Source organism: Pseudomonas sp. PLMAX (assembly GCF_046042685.1).
Taxonomy (GTDB): domain Bacteria; phylum Pseudomonadota; class Gammaproteobacteria; order Pseudomonadales; family Pseudomonadaceae; genus Aquipseudomonas; species Aquipseudomonas putida_AE.
Genome location: NZ_CP064949.1, coordinates 25,075 through 44,297, shown reverse-complemented (window position 1 = coordinate 44,297; position 19,223 = coordinate 25,075). Strand labels below are relative to the sequence as shown.

General features: G+C 60.6%; 20 protein-coding genes. 6 read left to right on the top strand and 14 right to left on the bottom strand.

What is annotated here, in order from left to right:
• The first annotated feature begins 28 nt into the window (after positions 1 to 28).
• Positions 29 to 409, top strand: coding sequence for a helicase (locus tag DKB71_RS00215; protein ID WP_274073730.1), 381 nt, complete (start codon positions 29 to 31; stop codon positions 407 to 409).
• A gap of 43 nt (positions 410 to 452) precedes the next feature.
• On the opposite strand, the gene DKB71_RS00210 is transcribed toward DKB71_RS00215, so the two are convergent.
• The 6 genes from DKB71_RS00210 to exbB form a co-directional block, all read right to left on the bottom strand.
• Complete coding sequence (locus tag DKB71_RS00210; protein WP_408599322.1) at positions 453 to 1,853, bottom strand: aminoacyl-tRNA deacylase and HDOD domain-containing protein; 1,401 nt, start codon at positions 1,851 to 1,853, stop codon at positions 453 to 455.
• 78 nt (positions 1,854 to 1,931) lie between these two features.
• Positions 1,932 to 4,007 carry an ATP-dependent DNA helicase RecG gene (gene recG, locus DKB71_RS00205; protein WP_408599321.1) on the bottom strand — a complete coding sequence of 692 codons (2,076 nt, stop codon included), beginning with the start codon at positions 4,005 to 4,007 and terminating at the stop codon, positions 1,932 to 1,934.
• 8 nt (positions 4,008 to 4,015) lie between these two features.
• The gene (locus tag DKB71_RS00200; protein ID WP_274073727.1) at positions 4,016 to 4,945 is read right to left on the bottom strand and encodes a hydrogen peroxide-inducible genes activator; all 930 of its coding nucleotides are present in this window, start codon (positions 4,943 to 4,945) and stop codon (positions 4,016 to 4,018) included.
• A gap of 193 nt (positions 4,946 to 5,138) precedes the next feature.
• Positions 5,139 to 5,888: an energy transducer TonB gene (locus DKB71_RS00195; protein WP_274073726.1), complete on the bottom strand. Its 750-nt coding sequence runs from the start codon at positions 5,886 to 5,888 to the stop codon at positions 5,139 to 5,141.
• Positions 5,885 to 6,313 (bottom strand): TonB system transport protein ExbD, encoded by a 429-nt coding sequence (exbD, locus tag DKB71_RS00190; RefSeq protein WP_008064483.1) that lies wholly within the window; start codon positions 6,311 to 6,313, stop codon positions 5,885 to 5,887. The genes DKB71_RS00195 and exbD overlap by 4 nt, the downstream gene beginning before the upstream one ends.
• A gap of 6 nt (positions 6,314 to 6,319) precedes the next feature.
• The gene (gene exbB, locus DKB71_RS00185; protein WP_406591641.1) at positions 6,320 to 7,294 is read right to left on the bottom strand and encodes a tonB-system energizer ExbB; all 975 of its coding nucleotides are present in this window, start codon (positions 7,292 to 7,294) and stop codon (positions 6,320 to 6,322) included.
• Between the two features lie 189 nt (positions 7,295 to 7,483).
• Between exbB and DKB71_RS00180 the strand changes: the two genes are divergently transcribed.
• Positions 7,484 to 8,341: an SDR family oxidoreductase gene (locus DKB71_RS00180; RefSeq protein ID WP_323607398.1), complete on the top strand. Its 858-nt coding sequence runs from the start codon at positions 7,484 to 7,486 to the stop codon at positions 8,339 to 8,341.
• Positions 8,342 to 8,468: 127 nt separating this feature from the next.
• Here DKB71_RS00180 and DKB71_RS00175 read toward each other — a convergent pair whose 3' ends face one another.
• The 6 genes from DKB71_RS00175 to DKB71_RS00150 all read right to left on the bottom strand — a co-directional run bounded on the left by DKB71_RS00175 (position 8,469) and on the right by DKB71_RS00150 (position 13,778).
• Positions 8,469 to 9,209, bottom strand: coding sequence for a hypothetical protein (locus DKB71_RS00175; protein ID WP_274073723.1), 741 nt, complete (start codon positions 9,207 to 9,209; stop codon positions 8,469 to 8,471).
• A gap of 72 nt (positions 9,210 to 9,281) precedes the next feature.
• Entirely contained in the window at positions 9,282 to 9,662 is a 381-nt protein-coding gene (locus DKB71_RS00170) for a RidA family protein (RefSeq protein WP_003229509.1), read from the bottom strand.
• Positions 9,663 to 9,687: 25 nt separating this feature from the next.
• On the bottom strand, positions 9,688 to 11,793 hold the full coding sequence (gene spoT, locus DKB71_RS00165; protein ID WP_008062824.1) for a bifunctional GTP diphosphokinase/guanosine-3',5'-bis pyrophosphate 3'-pyrophosphohydrolase: 2,106 nt from the start codon (positions 11,791 to 11,793) through the stop codon (positions 9,688 to 9,690).
• Positions 11,794 to 11,850: 57 nt separating this feature from the next.
• Positions 11,851 to 12,114, bottom strand: a complete 264-nt coding sequence (rpoZ, locus tag DKB71_RS00160; protein ID WP_007921129.1) for a DNA-directed RNA polymerase subunit omega — start codon at positions 12,112 to 12,114, stop codon at positions 11,851 to 11,853.
• Positions 12,115 to 12,281: 167 nt separating this feature from the next.
• On the bottom strand, positions 12,282 to 12,902 hold the full coding sequence (gene gmk, locus DKB71_RS00155) for a guanylate kinase (RefSeq protein ID WP_274073722.1): 621 nt from the start codon (positions 12,900 to 12,902) through the stop codon (positions 12,282 to 12,284).
• Positions 12,903 to 12,914: 12 nt separating this feature from the next.
• Positions 12,915 to 13,778, bottom strand: coding sequence for a YicC/YloC family endoribonuclease (locus tag DKB71_RS00150; RefSeq protein ID WP_323625722.1), 864 nt, complete (start codon positions 13,776 to 13,778; stop codon positions 12,915 to 12,917).
• A 267-nt stretch (positions 13,779 to 14,045) separates the two neighbouring features.
• Here DKB71_RS00150 and rph point away from each other — a divergent pair, with 267 nt between their 5' ends.
• From rph to gltS, 3 genes are all read left to right on the top strand, one after another.
• Positions 14,046 to 14,768, top strand: coding sequence for a ribonuclease PH (gene rph, locus DKB71_RS00145; protein ID WP_047535109.1), 723 nt, complete (start codon positions 14,046 to 14,048; stop codon positions 14,766 to 14,768).
• A 28-nt stretch (positions 14,769 to 14,796) separates the two neighbouring features.
• Entirely contained in the window at positions 14,797 to 15,165 is a 369-nt protein-coding gene (locus tag DKB71_RS00140) for a DUF4870 domain-containing protein (RefSeq protein ID WP_274073720.1), read from the top strand.
• A 292-nt stretch (positions 15,166 to 15,457) separates the two neighbouring features.
• Entirely contained in the window at positions 15,458 to 16,663 is a 1,206-nt protein-coding gene (gene gltS / locus DKB71_RS00135; protein ID WP_408599320.1) for a sodium/glutamate symporter, read from the top strand.
• 72 nt (positions 16,664 to 16,735) lie between these two features.
• Here gltS and DKB71_RS00130 read toward each other — a convergent pair whose 3' ends face one another.
• Positions 16,736 to 17,515 (bottom strand): exodeoxyribonuclease III, encoded by a 780-nt coding sequence (locus tag DKB71_RS00130; RefSeq protein ID WP_008062840.1) that lies wholly within the window; start codon positions 17,513 to 17,515, stop codon positions 16,736 to 16,738.
• Positions 17,516 to 17,597: 82 nt separating this feature from the next.
• Between DKB71_RS00130 and pyrE the strand changes: the two genes are divergently transcribed.
• The gene (gene pyrE / locus DKB71_RS00125; RefSeq protein ID WP_007975175.1) at positions 17,598 to 18,242 is read left to right on the top strand and encodes an orotate phosphoribosyltransferase; all 645 of its coding nucleotides are present in this window, start codon (positions 17,598 to 17,600) and stop codon (positions 18,240 to 18,242) included.
• A 70-nt stretch (positions 18,243 to 18,312) separates the two neighbouring features.
• On the opposite strand, the gene argB is transcribed toward pyrE, so the two are convergent.
• Complete coding sequence (gene argB, locus DKB71_RS00120; protein WP_008047078.1) at positions 18,313 to 19,218, bottom strand: acetylglutamate kinase; 906 nt, start codon at positions 19,216 to 19,218, stop codon at positions 18,313 to 18,315.
• Positions 19,219 to 19,223 lie beyond the last annotated feature (5 nt).

Genomic DNA, 19,223 nt, shown 5'->3' with positions numbered 1-19,223 from the left:
CGTTCATTTTTCTTTTGAGGCTGTGCACATGAAATTTCGTTTTCTGCTGTGGATGATGGGTCTATTGATGAGCCGGGCCAGTCGCTCCAATCCTGCGTTCCAGCAGCAGCTGGGTGACAAGGCGTTGGTGTTTCAGCTGCAGACCCTGGACGGGAAAGTAGCGCGGCACTTCCGGGTGAAGGATCAGCGCATTACCAGCAAGGCGGGTGTGCACGATGAGCCGGCGTTTGCGATTGCCTTCAAGGACGCGGCGTACGGCTTTGCCACGATGCAGGCGAAGAACAAGCAGTTGGCGTTCATGACGGGGATCCAGGACAAGTCGATTCAGATCAAGGGCAACCCGGCGCTGGTGATCTGGTTCCAGGGGTTGACCAAGTATTTGAAGCCGAAGAAGCCGAAGAAGGTGTAGGAGCAAGCTCGCTCCTAAAGGGGTGGCGTTCCGATGAGGTACTTCACCCCTGGCTGAATTGCGACGCGAGTTCGCGCAGCATCACTTCGGCTTCAAGCACCTTGCTGACGACGTCTTCAGCCTTGGCGCGGCTCAGGCCGAGGCGCTCCAGCAGGGCGTCGGGGATGTCTTCGTCCGGTCCGGAGCCGATGCCTCGGCTGCGCAGCAGGCGCACGGCGAGGCACACCAGGTTCGGGTACTCGGCGAAGGTGCCGTCGTAGGTCGGGTCGTGCTGGAAGCGCAGCGCGGTGGTGAGCTCTTCCGGCATGTCCCAGTAGCGCATCAGCCATGAGCCGATCTGTTCACGGCTGATGCCCAGCAGGTGTTGTTCCACAAAGCTGTGGCACAGGTGCGGGTTGACCTCCATGTGCCGGCAGATCAGCGAGAAGTGCGGCGGGAACACGTGGGCCAGCAACAGGTAGCCGAAGTTGTGCAGCAGGCCCGCCAGGTAGGTCAGGCCCGCTTCCGGGCGCTGGGCGCGGGGCATGGCGCGGGTCAGGCCTTCGATGACCGCGGCCGTGTAGATCGATTGCTGCCAGTAGGGTGTGCTGTGTTGCGGGCGGTCCTTGGGCAGGCTCAGGGTTTTGCCCAGGGCCAGGCCCAGCGCCAGGTTGATCACCAGGTCGAAACCCAGTACCCGGACGATCGCGTCTTCCACCGAACGGATCTTGCCCGGTGAGGCGTAGTACGGCGATGCAGCCCAGCTCACCACTTGTGCGGCCAGCGCCGGGTCGGTTTCGACCACGCCGGTAATGTCGTCGATGGTGGCGTTGGGATCGACGCGCAGCTTGATGATCTTCTGCGCCGTTTCGGCCAGCGGTGGAATCTCGATGGTCGCTTCCAGTCGTTGCTGGATGCGGCGCGCGGTGAACGCCTGGACGGCCTGGGAGATTTCCTCGCGGTCATCGTCGGGGCGATCGAGGTTGGGGCGGATGCTGCTCAGGTTCTCGCCGAAGTTGGCGGCGCTGGCCTTGGTCAGCATGGACCGGAAGGCTTCACTGCTGATCTCCAGCAGTACGCCCGGCTCCCCCGAGTTGACTAACACCATGGGCTCGCGCAACAGGCTTTCTTCGTACAGGCAGGGCGAGCTGGTCAGCGATGGCAAGCCCGGCAGCAGGCTCAGGTGGTGCTTGCCGAGCATTTTTTCCAGGCGTTCGGTCGACACGGCCGTGAGCCGCCGGCCGGTGAGTTCGGTCAGGCGATTGAGGTCGAGCAATTGGCTCTGCGGATACAGCACCATCAGCGCGCCGACACTGTCATCGAGCAGCACGGCCTGGACTTTGCGCGCGGCATTCAGGCCGTGATGGTCGAGCACTTCTTCGAAGGCGATGCCCATTTTGTCCAGCAGCAGACGAATGACCGACGGAGCGTGCGGAGTATCAGGTGCGAGGGCAACTTCGGTCATGGTCTGTATCCGGTTCAAAACAATTTCAGGAGTATAACCAGCTTGCTCAAAGCCATGGCCTGGAAACTGAGACGGTGCTCACACTTGGCCGTATTGCTGCCCATGGCGCAACCAGCGGTCGAGTAATGGGCTGACATGCTCAGGCCAGCGTTCCAGCAAGGCCTGGGCGGCGTCGCGTACGGCGGGCAGCAGATCGGCGTCGCGCATCAGGTCGGCGACCTTGAATTGGAGCAGGCCGGTTTGCCGGGTGCCGAGCATTTCGCCGGGGCCGCGCAGCTCGAGATCCTTTTCGGCGATCACGAAGCCGTCGTTGGTTTCGCGCATGATACCCAGCCGCTGGCGGCCGATCTGTGACAACGGCGGATGATAGAGCAGCACGCAATGACTGGCCGCGCTGCCCCGTCCGACGCGGCCGCGTAACTGGTGGAGTTGCGCCAGGCCCAGGCGTTCGGGGTTTTCGATAATCATCAGGCTGGCATTGGGCACGTCGACGCCGACTTCGATCACGGTGGTGGCGACCAGCAGCTGCAGGTTGCACGCCTTGAACTGGGCCATCACTTCGGCTTTTTCCGCGGGCTTCATACGGCCGTGAATCAGCCCCACCTTCAACTCGCCGAGGGCGGCGGTGAGGTCTTCGTAGGTGGTTTGCGCGGCCTGGCAGGTCAACTCTTCCGATTCTTCGATCAGCGTGCATACCCAGTAGGCCTGACGCCCTTCGGCGCACGCACCCCGTACCCGTTCGATGACTTCGACGCGCCGTGTATCGGTGATCAGTACGGTGTTCACCGGGGTTCGGCCAGGTGGCAACTCATCGAGGATCGAGGTGTCGAGGTCGGCGTAGGCGCTCATGGCCAGGGTGCGAGGGATCGGTGTGGCAGTCATGATCAACTGATGCGGGCACATGCGCCCGCCGACCCCTTTCTGCCGCAACGCCAGGCGTTGTTGCACGCCGAAACGGTGCTGTTCATCGATGATCACCAGCGCCAGGTTCTGGAACTGCACTTCGTCCTGGAACAGCGCGTGGGTGCCTACCACCATGGGTGTGCCGTTGGCGATCTGCTCCAGCGCGCTCACACGGTTCTTGCCCTTGAGCTTACCGGCCAGCCAGGCGACTTCGATACCCAGCGGTTCGAGCCAGCGCTTGAAGGTGATGTAGTGCTGTTCGGCGAGAATCTCGGTCGGTGCCATCAGCGCGACCTGATAACCCGCCTCCAGGGCCTGCAGGGCGGCAAGGGCGGCGACCACCGTTTTACCGGCGCCGACGTCACCTTGAATCAGGCGCAGCATCGGCTCGTGCTGACTGAGGTCGTAGGCAATTTCGTTGCCGACCCGCTGCTGTGCGCCTGTGGGGCTGAAGCCGAGGTTGGCCAGGTACTTGCCCGGCAGCCGGGTGGCCTTGGGCATCGCCGGTGCGCGCAGCGAACGCATGCTCTCGCGCAGCCGTTGCTGGGACAGTTGATGGGTCAGCAGTTCTTCGAAGGCCAGGCGATGCTGGGCCCAGTGATGACCCAGGGCGAGTTCGTCCACATCGGCATCGGCAGGCGGGTTATGCAGGTAGCGGATTGCATCGGCCAGCGGCGCCAGTTGGTAATCCCGGGCCAGCTCCTTTGGCAGCCAGTCGGGCAGGCTGCTGGGGCCCAGCAGGGTCAGGGTTTGCATGCACAGCTGGCGCAGGCGCTGTTGGGTCAGGCCTTCGGTGAGCGGGTACACCGGGGTCAGGGTTTCATCCACGGGCGGCGGTTCGTCCCCGGTGATGGCGCGGTATTCCGGGTGGTAGATTTCCAGCCCCGAGGCGCCGGGCCGCACTTCACCGTAGCAGCGAATGCGCGTGCCGCGCTTGAGGCCTTCTTTCTGTGCATTGCTGAAATGGTAGAAGCGCAGGCTCAGGCCGCCGGTGCCGTCCTGCATGCGCACGACGAGGCTGCGGCGCCGGCCCATGACCACGTCGGCGCCGCTGACGGTGCCTTCGACGACGGCGTCCTGTCCCGGTCGCAAATGGCCGATCGGCACCACGCGGGTGCGATCCTGATAACGCAGCGGCAGGTGAAACAGAACGTCCTGGAGATTTTCCAGGCCGACCTTGGCCAGTTTTTCGGCCATGGCTTCGCCAACACCCTTGAGTGCCGTCACCGACACTTGCGACAACTCGGTCATGGCGTTGCTTAACCCGCTGTTACCGGTGCTGCGGGTTTGGCCACCGAGCACAGGCGAATGGAATCAGCGAGGATTTCAATGGCCTTTGGCCGCGGGAAGCTCGCACGCCAGGCGATGGCCACGGTGCGATAGGGCGCTGGTGGCGACAGCGGGCGAACTTCGATCACACCGGGGGCGTAGTGATGGCTATCGACTGCCGACAGCGGCAGGATCGAAATGCCGAGGCCGGAAGCCACCATGTGGCGGATGGTTTCCAGTGAGCTGGACTCCACCGTGGTGTGCTTGGCGCCGTCGTTGCCCTTGGTCAGGGTCGGGCAGGCTTCGAGCACCTGATCGCGGAAGCAATGGCCTTCGCCGAGCAGCAGCAGGCTCTTGTCGTTGAGCAGGCTGGCGTCGATGGTTTCTTTCTGCGTCCACGGGTGCTGGGCCGGCATCAGGACATAGAACGGCTCGTCATAGAGCTGCAAGGTCAGCACGTCGGCTTCGTTGAACGGCAGGGCGATGATGATCGCGTCGAGCTCGCCGTTGCGCAGTTTGTCGCGCAGCACGTGGGTGAAGTTTTCTTCGATGTACAACGGCATCTGCGGGGCAACCCGGTGCAGTTGCGGAATCAGGTGCGGAAACAGGTACGGGCCGACGGTATAGATCGCACCGACCTTCAGTGGTGCCGTCAGCTGGTTCTTGCCGGCCTGGGCCAGTTCGCGGATGCCTTGGGCCTGTTCAAGCACTTTTTGCGCCTGGGCGACGATCCCTTCGCCGACCGGGGTCAAGCGCACGGCGCTTTTGCTGCGCTCGAAAATCAGCACACCGAGTTCGTCTTCAAGCTTTTTCACGCCCACCGACAGGGTTGGCTGGCTGACGTGACAACGCTCGGCGGCATGGCCGAAGTGCTGTTCTTGGGCGAGGGTAACGATGTAGCGTAATTCTGTGAGGGTCATAGCAAGCGTCCATGAAGTTGCAGGCCAAGCATACCGGCTGCAATCGATAGACGCACGTTATCAGACTGCGTGTGCCGCGTGACACAGGGCGATGCAAAAGGCAAAAAAGATCGCAGCCTGCGGCAGCTCCTACACGGGTTACTGCGATCCCTGTAGGAGCTGCCGAAGGCTGCGATCTTTTGATTTGTTGCTTTTACCGCCGACGCTTCTCCAGCGAATAAACAAAAGGCGCAACAATTTCGATGGAGCCATTGGTCAGCATGTCTGCCGGTGGCTTGGGCAGCGGTTGCGCGCGGCGGATCATTTCCAGGGTCGCCCGGTCCAGGTCCGCGGTGCCGGAGGCACCCACCAGCTCAAACGACAGCACGTTGCCTTCCCCATCCACCACAAAGCGCAGCCGGTTCATGCCTTCCTTGCCCCGAGCCTGTGCACTGGCCGGGTACTTCTTGTACTTGGCCAGGTGGGCGAGCAGGGTGCCTTGCCAGCTCGCTTTGGCGGCCAGTTGAGCAGGGGACGGACCCGGCGCAGGCTGGGCGGATTTCTCCGTCGGAGCCGGGGTCGGTGGCGCCTCGCTCGGCTTGGCTTCCGACGGTTTTTCCTTCGGCGGCTCGGGCTTTTTCTCTACCGGCTTGGGCGGTTGCGGTTTCGGCTTGGGTTTGGCCGGCTTGGGCACGGCAATCTCGGCCTTCGGCGCTTCGGCAAGCTTGGGTATCGGCAGTTCTTCAACCGGAGCGGGTGGCTGCGGTGGCGTGACGACCTTCGGCGGTGCAGGCGGTGGCGGGGCGGGAACCGGCGCCAGCTCGACCATCATTGCCTGGGGCGGCAATTCGATAGGCGGGTGGGCGGTCCAGTTCACAGCCAGCGCGATCGCCAGCGCGTGAACGCCCAGCACGATCGCCAGGCTACCGCTGTAACGCGTCAGCTTATGGCGCGTAGTGATCATTTCTTGGCTGCCGTCTCAAGTCCGACCAGGCCCACCTTCAGGTAACCGGCGGCACGCAGATTATCCATCACGCTCATCAGGTCGCCATAATCCACGCCTTTGTCGGCCTGGAAGAAGATCGTCGTATCTTTCTTGCCCTGGGTCCTTGCGTCGAGCGTGGCGCCCAGTGCTTCAGCCTTCACTTCGTCTTCGCCCAGGAACAGGCGCTGGTCGGCCTTGACGCTGAGGAACACCGGTTTCTCCGGCCGCGGCGCCGGTTTGGCGGTGGATGCGGGCAGGTCGACCTTGATGTCCACGGTGGCCAGCGGGGCTGCCACCATGAAGATGATCAGCAACACCAGCATCACGTCGATAAACGGCGTGACGTTGATTTCGTGGTTTTCGGACAGATCGTCGTCTGCCCCTTCTTTCAAATGCAGGCCCATGGCCGATTACCCCACTTTCACCATGTGCGGATGCGAGCTGCGCTCGGGCTGGTGGTCGAGGTCGCGGCTGACCAGCAGCAGGACTTCTGCCGACGCATCGGATACCTGCGCCTTGTAACCGGCGATGGAGCGGGCGAACACGTTGTAGATCACCACCGCAGGGATCGCTGCAACCAGGCCCAGTGCGGTCGCCAGCAGGGCTTCGGCGATGCCGGGGGCGACGACGGCGAGGTTGGTGGTCTGGGTCTTGGCGATGCCGATGAAGCTGTTCATGATGCCCCATACGGTACCGAACAGCCCGACGAACGGCGCGGTGGAACCGATGGTGGCGAGCACGCCAGTGCCGCTGCTCATGTTGCGACCGCAGGCCGCCACCAGGCGCTCAAGACGGAAGCTGACGCGTTCCTTGATGCCTTCTTTCTCGCGGCTGCTGGCCGACAGATGCATTTCTTCCAGGGCGTCATGAACCAGCAGGTTGGCCAGGGTGCCTGGTTTGGTCGCCGATGCGGCGGCTTCCTTGAGCGTGGCGGCTTTTTTCAGGTGCACGATTTCAGTGCGCAGACGACGCTTGGCACCCATCAGCTCAAAGCCTTTGGCGATCCAGATGGTCCAGGTGATGATCGATGCGATGGCCAGGCCGATCATCACGATTTTCACGATGATGTCGGCGTTCTGGTACATGCCCCACGGCGACAGGTCATGAGCCATGCCCAGGGTGTTGTCGGCTTCGAGGACTTCGGGAGCGTCTTCACCGATAGCATCTGCCGGTACCGCCTGGGCAGGATCGGTCGCGGCCGGCGTGACTGCCGGAGCGGCGTGGTCGGTCGGAGCAGGTACGGCGGCCGCAGCCGGGGTGGCGGGGGCTTGTGCGTCAGCAAAGGTGGCGGTTGGCGCCAGCATCAGGCTGAGTAGCAGGGCGGCCACCGCGCTCCAGGCGCGAGGTCGTTTGGTTGGCGAAGCGGAGAGTTGATTACGTGTCATGCTGGGCCGGACCTGAGAGGAAAAGACAGTTAATGTTCTTCCAGGCCTCGTGAGGCCGAGAACAAAGTGGTCCGCATTATTGCAATTAATTCTTGTTAACAGAAGTAATAGCGTCTCTTTTTTTCCTGTATTGCTAGCCGCTCGTCCATTGCCAGCGCTGGTTTGTCCCTTTTTGAGGAGAGTTTTCTTATGTCCGCACCCTCTGTTTTGATCGCCGGTTGCGGTGATGTCGGCAGTCGCCTGGCCACGCAATTGCTGGCTGGCGGGTGGGAGGTCCATGGTCTGCGCCGTGACGTTTCGCGCCTGCCCGACGGCGTTGTCGGGGTGGCCGGCGACTTGTTCGACAAAGAATGTCCAGCGACCTGGCCGGTCGGTGCGGTGGATTACCTGGTGTATTGCGCGGCCGCCACCGATCACGATGAGGCCGGTTACCGCGCCGCCTATGTCCAGGGCCTGCAGCATGTGCTGGAGTGGCTGGGCGACTATGGGCAGGTGCCTAATCGCCTGCTGTTCGTGTCCAGCAGCAGTGTCTACGGCCAGCAGCAGGGCGAGTGGATTGACGAGACGTCGCCAGCCGTGGCGGCGGGTTATTCAGGGCGTGTGATGCTTGAAGCCGAGCAGATTGCGCTCAACAGCGGCATCCCGGCCAGTATCGTGCGACTGACCGGAATCTACGGCCCGGGTCGCGAGTGGTTGCTGACTCAGGTTCGCCGGGGGTATCGCGTGGCGGTCGATCCACCGCTTTACGCCAATCGAATTCATGCCGATGACGCGGCCGGGCTGATGGCCTGTCTGCTCGAGGCGGATCGGCGTGGCGTGGCACTGGATGACGTTTATATAGGCGTTGACGACGCGCCCGCAGCGCTGGCGGATGTGGTGGGCTGGCTGCGTGAATATCTGGGGGTGACCGAATGGGCGGAGGACGCCACTGTGCGCCGTACGGGGAGCAAGCGTTGCAGCAATGCGCGGGCGAGGGCGTTGGGTTGGGTGCCGAAGTATCCGAGTTTCCGCGAAGGTTATGCAGCGATCATTGAAGGGCGTTGCTGATTTGTAAACGCCACAAATCCTCGTAGGAGAGAGAGCTTGCTCGCGAAAGCGGCCTAACAGGCAACAAATTGTTGAATGTTATGGCCTCTTCGCGAGCAAGCTCGCTCCTGCAGGAGTTATGTGTTGCTTATTGCTTCTCGAGCAACCACTTGCGGTTACCCGGCGTGTACTGGGGCATTTCGTCTGCCTGGGCGGCATTCACGGCCTGGAAAATTTCCAGTTCCTTGCCTTTGCGGGCAAAGATCCAGGGGTTTCCCTGGCCATTGAGTTGCAACCACATGTTGTCGTTGCCACCGCTCATCGACGCACAGTCACCCGCCAGGCACAAAGCATAACGATCGGCTTCCGGCAGCCCGATGACCTGGCCGTCGGCCTGGAATTGCACGCTATTGCCTTCGCCGGGGCCGCTGACGACCTTCCAGCTACCGCCCATGTACGCCGTGTACAGTGCGCGTTCGAAGCTGGCGCCCATCGGTGCACCATCCGGAACCGGAATCGGCGCGCGGTCGAAGACCTGCTCGGGTTCGTTGTCGCTGGCGGCCTGGCTCAGCTGCTTGCCGTCTCGCTTGAGCTCGCTGGCAGAGCTGCCATAAAAGTCGACTTTCCAGGCGCCGGACTGCTCGCCCAGCAACTTGCCTTCGACATTTTCAAAACCATTGGTGTAGCGGGCCTGGCTGGCCTTGGTGTTGACGTCCCACTCCAGGTTCGGACCATAGGCCTGGAGGGCTTCACGCAGGGGGCCGCCTTTGGCCGCAGCATCGATTGCCGCCTGGTTGATCCAGGTGCCACTGATATCACGGTCGGCAGGGTTGCTGGCACAACCGCCCAAGAACAGGGCGACCAGCGAGAGGGCTAGCGCAGCGCGCATGGTGGAATCCTTTCAAAACGCTTTTTATACATACGGCAGCGGCGCAGCCTTCAGAGGGCTGCGCCGGACGTATTACTCGATGACCAGGATGGCATCCATTTCAACCTGCGAACCCTTTGGCAGGGCGGCTACGCCGATGGCGGCGCGGGCAGGGTAAGGCTGGTCGAAGTACTTGCCCATGATCTCGTTGACCTTGGCGAAGTGGCTCAGGTCGGTGAGGAAGATGTTCAGTTTGACGATGTCCTTGAACGAACCGCCAGCGGCTTCAGCCACGGCCTTGAGGTTCTCGAACACCTGGACGGTCTGGGCTTCGAAGCCTTCGACCAGTTCCATGGTTTTCGGGTCCAGGGGAATCTGGCCCGACATGTAGACGGTGTTGCCAGCCTTGATCGCCTGGGAGTAAGTGCCGATGGCGGCCGGGGCCTTGTCGCTGGTGATAACAGTCTTGGTCATGAATGACTCCTTGTAAGGGGATGGCTTAGGCGCGCATGCGGGTGATGCGAATCACCCCGGTCAGGGCGCGCAGTTTCTTGATCACGCGGGCCAGGTGCACACGGTCGTGTACGCTGACCACCAGTTGGACCACGCTGATGCGACCATCGCGTTCATCCATGCTGATTTTCTCGATGTTGCCGTCGGCCGCGTTGACGCTGCTGGCCAGCAGGGCGATCAGGCCGCGCTGGTGTTCCAGCTCGACGCGCAGTTCGACGTTGAATTCGCCGGTGACATCCTTGGCCCACGAGAGCTGGATGCATTTTTCCGGGTTGTGGCGGATTTCGCTGATGTTGCGGCAGTTGTCCAGGTGCACGACCATGCCTTTGCCGGCGGACAGGTGGCCGACAATCGGGTCGCCCGGGATCGGCGTGCAGCACTTGGCGTAGCTGAGGACCAGGCCTTCGGTGCCACGAATCGCCAGCGGGCCTTCCGGACTTGGCAACTGCTCGCCTTCGCCCAGCAGGCGCCGAGCCACCACATAGGCCATGCGATTGCCCAGGCCGATGTCTTCGAGCAAATCTTCGATCAGTTCCAGGCGGTACTCGGCGAGCATCGCCTTGACGCGCTCTGCCGGGATTTTTTCCAGCGAGCTGTCGAAACCGTTGAGCACCTTGTTCAGCAGGCGTTCGCCCAGGCTGATGGACTCGGAACGGCGCTGCAGTTTCAGCGCATGGCGAATGTGCGTGCGCGCCTTGCCGGTGACCACGAAGTTGAGCCACGCCGGGTTCGGCCGTGCGCCCGGAGCGCTGACGATCTCGACCGTGGAACCGCTTTGCAGCGGTTCGGACAGCGGCGCGAGGCGACGGTTGATCCGGCAGGCAATGCAGCTGTTGCCGACGTCGGTGTGCACCGCATAGGCAAAGTCGACCGCCGTGGAGCCCTTGGGCAGCTCCATGATCCGGCCTTTGGGCGTGAACACATAGACCTCGTCCGGGAACAGGTCGATCTTCACGCTCTCGATGAATTCCAGCGAGTTGCCGGCACGTTGCTGCATTTCCAGCACGCCTTTGACCCACTGGCGCGCACGGGCGTGGGTGCCTTTTGGCTGCTCGTCGCCGCTGGATTTGTACAGCCAGTGGGCAGCTATGCCGTTGTTGGCCATCTCTTCCATTTCACGGGTGCGGATCTGGATCTCGATCGGTACGCCATGCATGCCGAACAGCGTGGTGTGCAGCGACTGATAGCCGTTGGCCTTGGGGATCGCGATGTAATCCTTGAAGCGCCCCGGTAATGGTTTGTACAAATTATGTACAGCGCCCAGTACGCGGTAGCAGGTATCGACCTTGTCGACGATGATCCGGAACGCATACACGTCCATGATCTCGTTGAAGGCCCGGCGCTTGCCGCGCATCTTCTTGTAGATACCGTAGAGGTGTTTCTGGCGACCGCTGACCTCGCCCTGGATGCCATCGATGGCCAGGCAGTGGCTGAGGGATTCTTCGATCTTGTTGACGATTTCCTTGCGGTTACCCCTGGCGCGCTTGACTGCCTGGTAGATCCGCGCGGAACGCATCGGGTGCATGGCCTTGAAGCCGAGGTCTTCGAATTCTATGCGGATGGCGTGCATGCCCAGCCGGTTGGCGATGGGCGCATAGATTTCCAGGGTTTCCTTGGCGATGCGCCGGCGCTTTTCGCCAGACAGCACTTCCAGCGTGCGCATGTTGTGCAGGCGGTCAGCCAGCTTGACCAGGATCACGCGAATGTCGCGGGCCATGGCCATGGCCATTTTCTGGAAGTTTTCAGCCTGGGCTTCGGCCTTGGTCTCGAAGTTCATCTGGGTCAGTTTGCTGACCCCGTCGACCAGTTCGGCCACGGTTTCGCCAAATTGCGCTTGCAGCGCTTCCTTGGCAATGCCGGTGTCTTCGATCACGTCATGCAGCATGGCCGCCATCAGGCTCTGATGGTCCATGTGCATGTCGGCAAGAATATTCGCCACCGCAAGGGGATGCGTGACGTACGCCTCGCCGCTACGGCGGCGTTGGCCGTCGTGGGCTTGTTCGGCGTAGAAATACGCTCGGCGGACCAGGTTGACCTGGTCTTTGCCGAGGTAGGTCGATAAGCGATCGGCGAGGGCGTCTATGCTCGGCATGATGTCTCCTGCCGTAAGCTTTTATCCCGCGCCGTGCTACGTCGACCAGGCATAGGCTTAGACGGCCTCGTTGGACTCGTCCTCGAATGCAGCGAAAAGCGGTTCATCTTCAACGATTTCGGCTTCGGCGATAGCTGCGTAGTCGATCAGGCCTTCAGCGATTTCACGCAGGGCGACGACGGTAGGCTTGTCGTTTTCCCATGCTACTTTCGGCTCTTTGCCGCCGGTGGCCAGTTGACGGGCACGCTTGGTAGAGAGCATGACCAGCTCAAAGCGGTTATCCACGTGTTCTAGGCAGTCTTCAACGGTTACGCGGGCCATGGTCTTCCTCGTAGCAAATGCAATATGCGCGCTGCCCGGATGGGCAAGCGGACTCAACAGTTTAAAAAATCACCAGCGATTAGGGAAGCGCTGATTTTTTGACCAAGCCCTTCAACGCGCTGCAAGTGCCAATGTAAAGCCCTTGCAGCTGTTTTGGGAAGCCCTCTTTAGCCGAGCAATTCAGCCAGCAATTTGCCAAAACGTTGCTGCTGGCGTTTCTGCTGCAGCTGATTGGCGCGGAAAATCGCCTTCAGATCGTGCAGCGCGTGGGCGAAATCGTCGTTGATGACCAGGTAGTCGTAGTCGACGTAGTGGCTCATTTCGCTGACGGCTTCGCGCATCCGGCCGTCAATGATCTCGTCACTGTCCTGGCCACGGTTGGTCAGGCGCTGGTGCAGGGCCTGCAATGACGGCGGAAGAATGAAGATCGAGCGGGCCTGGGGCATCAGCTTGCGCACCTGCTCGGCGCCTTGCCAGTCGATTTCCAGAATCAGGTCGTGGCCTTCATCCAGGGTCTGTTGCAGGTGGCTTTGCGAAGTGCCGTAGAGATTGCCGAATACTTCGGCGCGCTCGAGGAAATCGCCGTGCTCGATCATCTTCACGAACTCGCTGCGGTCGACGAAGTGATAGTTCACGCCATTCACTTCACCGGGACGCATGGTGCGGGTGGTGTGGGAGACCGAGACGCGGATCTCCGGATCGGCGTCGGTCAGGGCCTTGACCAGGCTGCTCTTGCCCGCGCCGGAAGGGGCGGAAATGATGTACAGGGTGCCAGTGCTGTGGGTCATGTCGGGGTTGCCTTACTCAATATTCTGCACTTGTTCGCGCATCTGCTCGATCAACACCTTGAGGTTGACCGCAGCCTGGGTGCTGCGCGGGTCGAAGGCTTTGGAGCCCAGTGTGTTGGCTTCGCGGTTGAGCTCCTGCATCAGGAAGTCCAGGCGCCGCCCGGCGGCACCGCCGGACTTGAGCACCCGACGAACTTCGATGATGTGAGTGCTCAGGCGATCCAGTTCTTCGGCGACGTCGCTTTTCTGCGCGAGCATGACCATTTCCTGCTCCAGGCGCTGCGGGTCCATCTCGGCCTTCATGTCGGCGAAACGGTCGAGCACTTTCTGGCGCTGGGTGGCGAGCATTTGCGGAACGAGCTCGCGCAGGGTCACCACGTCTTCTTCGATGGACGACAGGCGCTCGTTGATCAGTCGCGCCAGCTCCGCGCCTTCGCGCTCGCGGCCGGCCTTGAGTTCCTTGAGGCCCTGGTTGAACAGTGCCAATGCCTCGGCGTTCAGCGCTTGCGGGTCGCTTGCATCGCCCACCAGTACGCCGGGCCACGCCAGGACTTCGAGCGGGTTCAGCGCCGCCGGATTCTTGATCAGGCTGGCGATCGTCTCGGCGGCTGCAACCAGTTGCGCCGCGCGTGCCTGATCCACTTGCAACGCTTTGCCGGTGTTTTCTTCGGTAAAGCGCAGGGTGCATTCGAGCTTGCCCCGCGATACGCCCTGGCGCAAGGCTTCACGGACGGCGCCTTCAAGGTCGCGAAAGGATTCCGGCAGGCGCAGGTGGGGTTCGAGGTAACGGCTGTTGACCGAGCGCAGTTCCCAGCTCAGGGTGCCCTGGACCCCGGCTTTCTCGACGCGGGCAAAGGCGGTCATGCTGTGCACCATGGAGGGACCTCGCAATGCAGATCGGCGCGCAACTGACGTTCCGCCGATCCGATATCAATGAATTTAAGCTGACGGGCAGCAAAGGCGCAGGATTGTAGCGCAGTGGCGTGGATGCGCCCAAACACAGGGTGTTACAAAGGCCTGCTCGTCGTCGGTTGCGGGCCGTGCAGAGCCTTCGCTGGTCCGAGGATTTTTTTAGAAGTGCCCAGTCGGAGCTGGCGGCTCTATAATGCTCCGCAGTTTTCCGTCCCCGTACAGGTATCCCTTATGAAACGTCCAAGTGGTCGCGCTGCCGATCAGCTCCGCTCGATCCGCATTACCCGCAACTACACCAAACACGCCGAGGGATCCGTGCTGGTCGAGTTCGGCGACACCAAGGTCATCTGCACCGTTAGCGTCGAGAACGGCGTGCCGCGGTTCCTCAAGGGCCAGGGCCAGGGCTGGTTGACGGCCGAGTACGGCATGCTGCCGCGCGCCACTGGCGAGCGTAACCAGCGTGAAGCCAGCCGCGGCAAGCAAGGCGGGCGTACCCTGGAAATCCAGCGCCTGATCGGCCGTTCCCTGCGCGCTGCGCTGGACATGTCCAAGCTGGGCGACGTCACCCTGTACGTCGACTGCGACGTGATCCAGGCTGACGGCGGTACACGCACCGCGTCCATCACCGGCGCCATGGTTGCCCTGGTCGATGCCTTGAAAGTGATCAAGAAGCGTGGCGGCCTCAAAGGTGGCGACCCGCTCAAGCAAATGATCGGTGCGGTGTCGGTGGGCATGTATCAAGGCGAACCTGTGCTCGACCTCGACTACCTGGAAGACTCGGCTGCCGAGACCGACCTGAACGTGGTGATGACCAGCACTGGCGGCTTCATCGAAGTCCAGGGCACTGCCGAAGGCGCGCCGTTCCAGCCTGAAGAGCTGAACGCCATGCTGGAACTGGCGAAAAAAGGCATGAACGAAATCTTCGATCTGCAAAAGGCTGCACTGGCTGACTGATCGAATAGCCACGGACAAGGAGGACGCCATGGGTGACGAGCAACAGTTGCTTCCCGCACCGAGCAAAGAAGTTCGGCAGTGGGCAATGTTTTGTCACTTGTCCGCCTTGCTGGGCATCTGGATTCCGTTCGGCACGCTGCTCGGCCCGCTGGTCCTGTGGCAGATGAAGCGCGAGATGGACCCGTTCATCGACGCACAGGGCAAGGAGGCGCTGAACTTTCAGATCACCGTCGCCATTGCCTCCGCCATTTGCCTGCTGCTGATGCTGGTGATTATCGGGTTTTTCCTGTTTGGGCTGGTGGCGATCGGGGCGCTGGTCTTGACCATCATTGGCGGCGTAAAAGCCAATGAAGGGGTGCCTTATCGGTATCCGTTCACCTGGCGGTTGATCAAGTAACCCAGAAAAGAATCTCGATTTAAAATGAATGCCCCGTCCTGTCGGGGTATTTTTTTTGAACTCAATTTAGTCACAAACTGCAATGGTTCAATACGGGCCATGTGCTTGGCAATGAGACTTGGCGATTGTTAAAGTCCGCACTAAGTTATATTCACTAAGAAATATTTCGATACATTCAGACCATTGAGGGTCCCTGAATCTAAAACAAATCAGTGTTGAGATGAATCAACCTGTTCATGCGGCGTGTCCAGGTAAAAAGTTCGCCCATGAATGTAATTCAAGGAAACCATTAATGATTGAGCTCGATTTTTATGGAACGCTTGTCGCCGCCTCTTTAGTTCTGTTACTGGGGCGCGGTCTCGTTGCACGTTTCGGTTTTTTACGCACTTATAATATCCCGGAACCTGTAGCTGGCGGCCTGGTGGTGGCCCTGGTTCTTTTGTTTTTGCGAGGCCTTGATGTTCAAGTTAGATTTGATACCTCGCTGCAAACTCCGTTGATGTTGGCGTTTTTTGCCACCATTGGCTTGAGTGCAGACTTCGCCAGCCTGAAGAAGGGCGGACGCGTAGTGGGGATTTTCCTGCTGGCGGTCACCGGACTACTGGTGGTCCAGAATGCCATGGGCATCGGACTCGCAACGACTCTGGGGCTCGATCCTTTGATGGGCTTGCTGACAGGCTCGGTTACCTTGGCCGGCGGCCACGGTACGGGTGCTGCGTGGGGAGCGACGTTCAGTGAGAAGTTCGGACTGGCGTCCGCTTCTGAACTGGCGATGGCCTCTGCGACCTTTGGCTTGGTGCTGGGAGGTTTGATTGGTGGGCCTGTTGCTCGCCTGCTCATCAACAGGGTTCAGGCACCTGGCCTTGAGCAAGATAAGCCACGGCTGCCAAAGGGCTTCGAGCAGCCGAATAAAGAGCGCTCGATCACGGCCTTTTCGTTTATCGAGACACTCGCACTGATTTCGGTCAGCTTGCTGGCAGGCTCCCTTCTCAATGGCCTGCTACACGAAACCGCGTTTGAATTGCCGACTTTCGTTTGCGTATTGTTTGTGGGCGTACTTTTACGCAACGGGCTTTCAGCGCTTGGTTTGTATCAGGTGTTTGAGCGTGAAGTTTCGGTGCTGGGGAATGTCAGCCTGTCACTGTTTCTGGCGATCGCCTTGATGTCGCTCAAGTTGTGGGACTTGGCGGCACTTGCTTTGCCGTTCTTCATTATCTTGGCCGTGCAAACTTTGGTCATGGCACTGTTTGCGATATTCGTGACGTTCAGGGTCATGGGCAGTAACTACGATGCGGCCGTATTGGCGGCAGGGCATTGCGGTTTCGGACTGGGGGCTACGCCAACTGCTATCGCCAACATGCAAGCGGTGACACAGCGCTACGGACCATCTCAAATAGCGTTCCTGGTGGTGCCAATGGTGGGTGCTTTCTTCATCGACATCATTAATGTAATTGTAATAAAGATGTACCTTGCTCTGCCGTTATTTGCCGCTGCCTGAAGTTCAGGTTACATCCGGCCATAAAAAATGCCCGTATCTTGCGATACGGGCATTTTCCTTTACCGGCCAGACTCAGATAGTCAGCGTCCAGTCGTAGTCCACGATCAACGGCGCGTGTTGCGAGAACCGTGGCTGACGTGGCAGGCGCGCACTGCGTACGAAGCGGCGCAGGCCCGGGGTCAGGATCTGGTAATCGAAGCGCCAGCCGAGGTTGAGCATTTCGGCCTGTTCGTTATCCGGCCACCAGCTGTACTGGTCACCTTCACGGCTGACTTCGCGCAGGGCGTCGACATAACCCATGTTGCCGACAATCTCGTCCATCCAGGCCCGTTCAGGCGCCAGGAAGCCCGGAGATTGCTGGCTGTCACGCCAGTTCTTGATGTCCAGTTTCTGTTGCGCCACGTACAGCGAGCCACAATAAATGTACTCGCGGCGTTTGCGCCGCTGCTTGTCCAGGTATTTGGCGAAGTCGTCCATGAGCTTGAACTTCTGGTTCAAGTCCTCATCGCCGTTCATCCCGGAAGGAAGCAACAGGGTTGCAATACTGACTTTGTCGAAATCTGCTTGCAGGTAGCGCCCGTAGCGGTCCGCCGTCTCGAAACCGAGACCGCTGATGACAGCCTTCGGTTGCAACCGCGAGTACAAAGCCACGCCGCCTTGGGCGGGAACTTCGGCGTCGCAGGCATAAAGGAAGTATCCATCCAGTTGGAAGGCTGGATCGTCCAGTTCAAAGGCGGAGGCACGGGTGTCCTGCAGGCAGATGACGTCGGCATTCTGTGCCTGCAGCCAACTGAGCAAACCTCGCTCGACTGCAGCCTGAATACCATTGACGTTCACACTGATGATCCGCATAAATGGCCCCAAAAATCGCGTGCGTGTATGATACACGGCGTCAACCTAATTAGCTAAATCCGTGGTATTTGGGGTTTTTTTCATGCAAGCGTATCAGCGCGATTTCATTCGTTTTGCCATCGATCGCGGCGTTTTGCGCTTCGGTGAGTTCACCCTGAAGTCCGGGCGCACCAGTCCTTACTTCTTCAATGCGGGCCTGTTCAATTCGGGTTCGGCCCTGGCGCAGCTGGGTCGTTTCTACGCCGCAGCCATTGCCGAAAGCGGCATTGCCTTCGATGTCCTGTTCGGCCCGGCCTACAAAGGCATCCCGCTGGCGGCAACCACCGCCGTTGCACTGGCCGAGCATCACAACCGTGACCTGCCATGGTGCTTCAATCGCAAGGAAGCCAAGGCCCACGGTGAAGGCGGCAGCCTGGTCGGCGCACCGCTGACCGGCGAAGTGCTGATCATCGACGACGTGATCACGGCCGGCACCGCGATCCGCGAAGTGATGCAGATCATCGCTTCCCAGGACGGCGCCAAGGCGGCCGGCGTGCTGATCGCCCTGAACCGCCAGGAGCGTGGCAACGGTGAATTGTCAGCGATCCAGGAAGTGGAGCGTGATTTCGGTATTCCGGTGATCAGCATCGTTTCGCTGAACCAGGTACTGGAATTCCTGGCCGACGATCCGCAGCTCAAGCAACACCTGCCAGCCGTAGAAGCCTACCGCGCCCAATTCGGCGTGTAACACGGTCCCCCGCAGGCAAAAAAAGACCCCGTTCAGCCAAGCCGAACGGGGTCTTTTTTGTGGGTGCTGCTTATGGACGCTTGCGATTGCTGATCAAGGTGCCCACACCGGTGTCGGTGAAGATTTCCAGCAGGATCGCGTTAGGCACACGACCGTCAATGATCAGCGAGCTGCCCACGCCGCCCTGGACCGCTTCCAGTGCACAACGGATCTTTGGCAGCATGCCGCCATAGATCGTGCCGTCGGCGATCAGGTCGTCGACCTGCTGGGTGGTCAGGCCGGTCAGGACCGTGCCCGATTTGTCCATCAGGCCCGCGATATTGGTCAGCAACATCAGTTTCTCGGCTTTCAGCGCCTCGGCCACCTTGCCGGCCACCAGGTCGGCGTTGATGTTGTACGACTCGCCATTGGCGCCCACGCCGATTGGCGCGATCACCGGGATGAAATCACCTTTGACCAGCAGGTTCAGCAGATCGGTATTGATACCGACTACTTCGCCGACATGGCCGATATCGATGATTTCCGGGGTGGTCATCTCCGGCGTCTGGCGGGTGACGGTGAGCTTCTTCGCACGAATCAGCTCGGCGTCCTTGCCGGTCAGGCCGATGGCGCTGCCGCCGTGACGGTTGATCAGGTTGACGATGTCCTTGTTGACCTGGCCACCGAGGACCATCTCGACCACGTCCATGGTCGCGGCATCGGTCACGCGCATGCCGTCGACAAAGTGGCTCTCGATCGACAGGCGCTTGAGCAGATCACCGATTTGCGGGCCGCCGCCGTGAACCACGACCGGGTTGATACCCACGGCCTTCATCAACACGATGTCGCGGGCGAAGCCGGTCTTGAGCTCCTCGCTTTCCATCGCGTTGCCGCCGTATTTGATCACCAGTGTCTTGCCGACATAGCGGCGAATGTAAGGCAGCGCTTCGGACAGGACCTTGGCGGTGTTGGCGGCGGCTTCGCGTTCGAGGGTCATTCAGG

Bases quoted from the DNA above. Each gene is read 5' to 3' on its own strand.
- exbD (WP_008064483.1), bottom strand. From the start codon at position 6,313: ATGGGCCTGCATTTGAAAGAAGGGGCAGACGACGATCTGTCCGAAAAC.
- rph (WP_047535109.1), top strand. From the start codon at position 14,046: ATGAAACGTCCAAGTGGTCGCGCTGCCGATCAGCTCCGCTCGATCCGC.
- pyrE (WP_007975175.1), top strand. From the start codon at position 17,598: ATGCAAGCGTATCAGCGCGATTTCATTCGTTTTGCCATCGATCGCGGC.
- gltS (WP_408599320.1), top strand. From the start codon at position 15,458: ATGATTGAGCTCGATTTTTATGGAACGCTTGTCGCCGCCTCTTTAGTT.
- DKB71_RS00215 (WP_274073730.1), top strand. From the start codon at position 29: ATGAAATTTCGTTTTCTGCTGTGGATGATGGGTCTATTGATGAGCCGG.
- DKB71_RS00175 (WP_274073723.1), bottom strand. From the start codon at position 9,209: ATGCGCGCTGCGCTAGCCCTCTCGCTGGTCGCCCTGTTCTTGGGCGGT.
- DKB71_RS00130 (WP_008062840.1), bottom strand. From the start codon at position 17,515: ATGCGGATCATCAGTGTGAACGTCAATGGTATTCAGGCTGCAGTCGAG.
- DKB71_RS00195 (WP_274073726.1), bottom strand. From the start codon at position 5,888: ATGATCACTACGCGCCATAAGCTGACGCGTTACAGCGGTAGCCTGGCG.
- DKB71_RS00170 (WP_003229509.1), bottom strand. From the start codon at position 9,662: ATGACCAAGACTGTTATCACCAGCGACAAGGCCCCGGCCGCCATCGGC.
- recG (WP_408599321.1), bottom strand. From the start codon at position 4,007: ATGACCGAGTTGTCGCAAGTGTCGGTGACGGCACTCAAGGGTGTTGGC.
- spoT (WP_008062824.1), bottom strand. From the start codon at position 11,793: ATGCCGAGCATAGACGCCCTCGCCGATCGCTTATCGACCTACCTCGGC.
- DKB71_RS00200 (WP_274073727.1), bottom strand. From the start codon at position 4,945: ATGACCCTCACAGAATTACGCTACATCGTTACCCTCGCCCAAGAACAG.
- gmk (WP_274073722.1), bottom strand. From the start codon at position 12,902: ATGACCCACAGCACTGGCACCCTGTACATCATTTCCGCCCCTTCCGGC.
- DKB71_RS00150 (WP_323625722.1), bottom strand. From the start codon at position 13,778: ATGGTGCACAGCATGACCGCCTTTGCCCGCGTCGAGAAAGCCGGGGTC.
- argB (WP_008047078.1), bottom strand. From the start codon at position 19,218: ATGACCCTCGAACGCGAAGCCGCCGCCAACACCGCCAAGGTCCTGTCC.
- DKB71_RS00210 (WP_408599322.1), bottom strand. From the start codon at position 1,853: ATGACCGAAGTTGCCCTCGCACCTGATACTCCGCACGCTCCGTCGGTC.
- exbB (WP_406591641.1), bottom strand. From the start codon at position 7,294: ATGACACGTAATCAACTCTCCGCTTCGCCAACCAAACGACCTCGCGCC.
- DKB71_RS00180 (WP_323607398.1), top strand. From the start codon at position 7,484: ATGTCCGCACCCTCTGTTTTGATCGCCGGTTGCGGTGATGTCGGCAGT.
- rpoZ (WP_007921129.1), bottom strand. From the start codon at position 12,114: ATGGCCCGCGTAACCGTTGAAGACTGCCTAGAACACGTGGATAACCGC.
- DKB71_RS00140 (WP_274073720.1), top strand. From the start codon at position 14,797: ATGGGTGACGAGCAACAGTTGCTTCCCGCACCGAGCAAAGAAGTTCGG.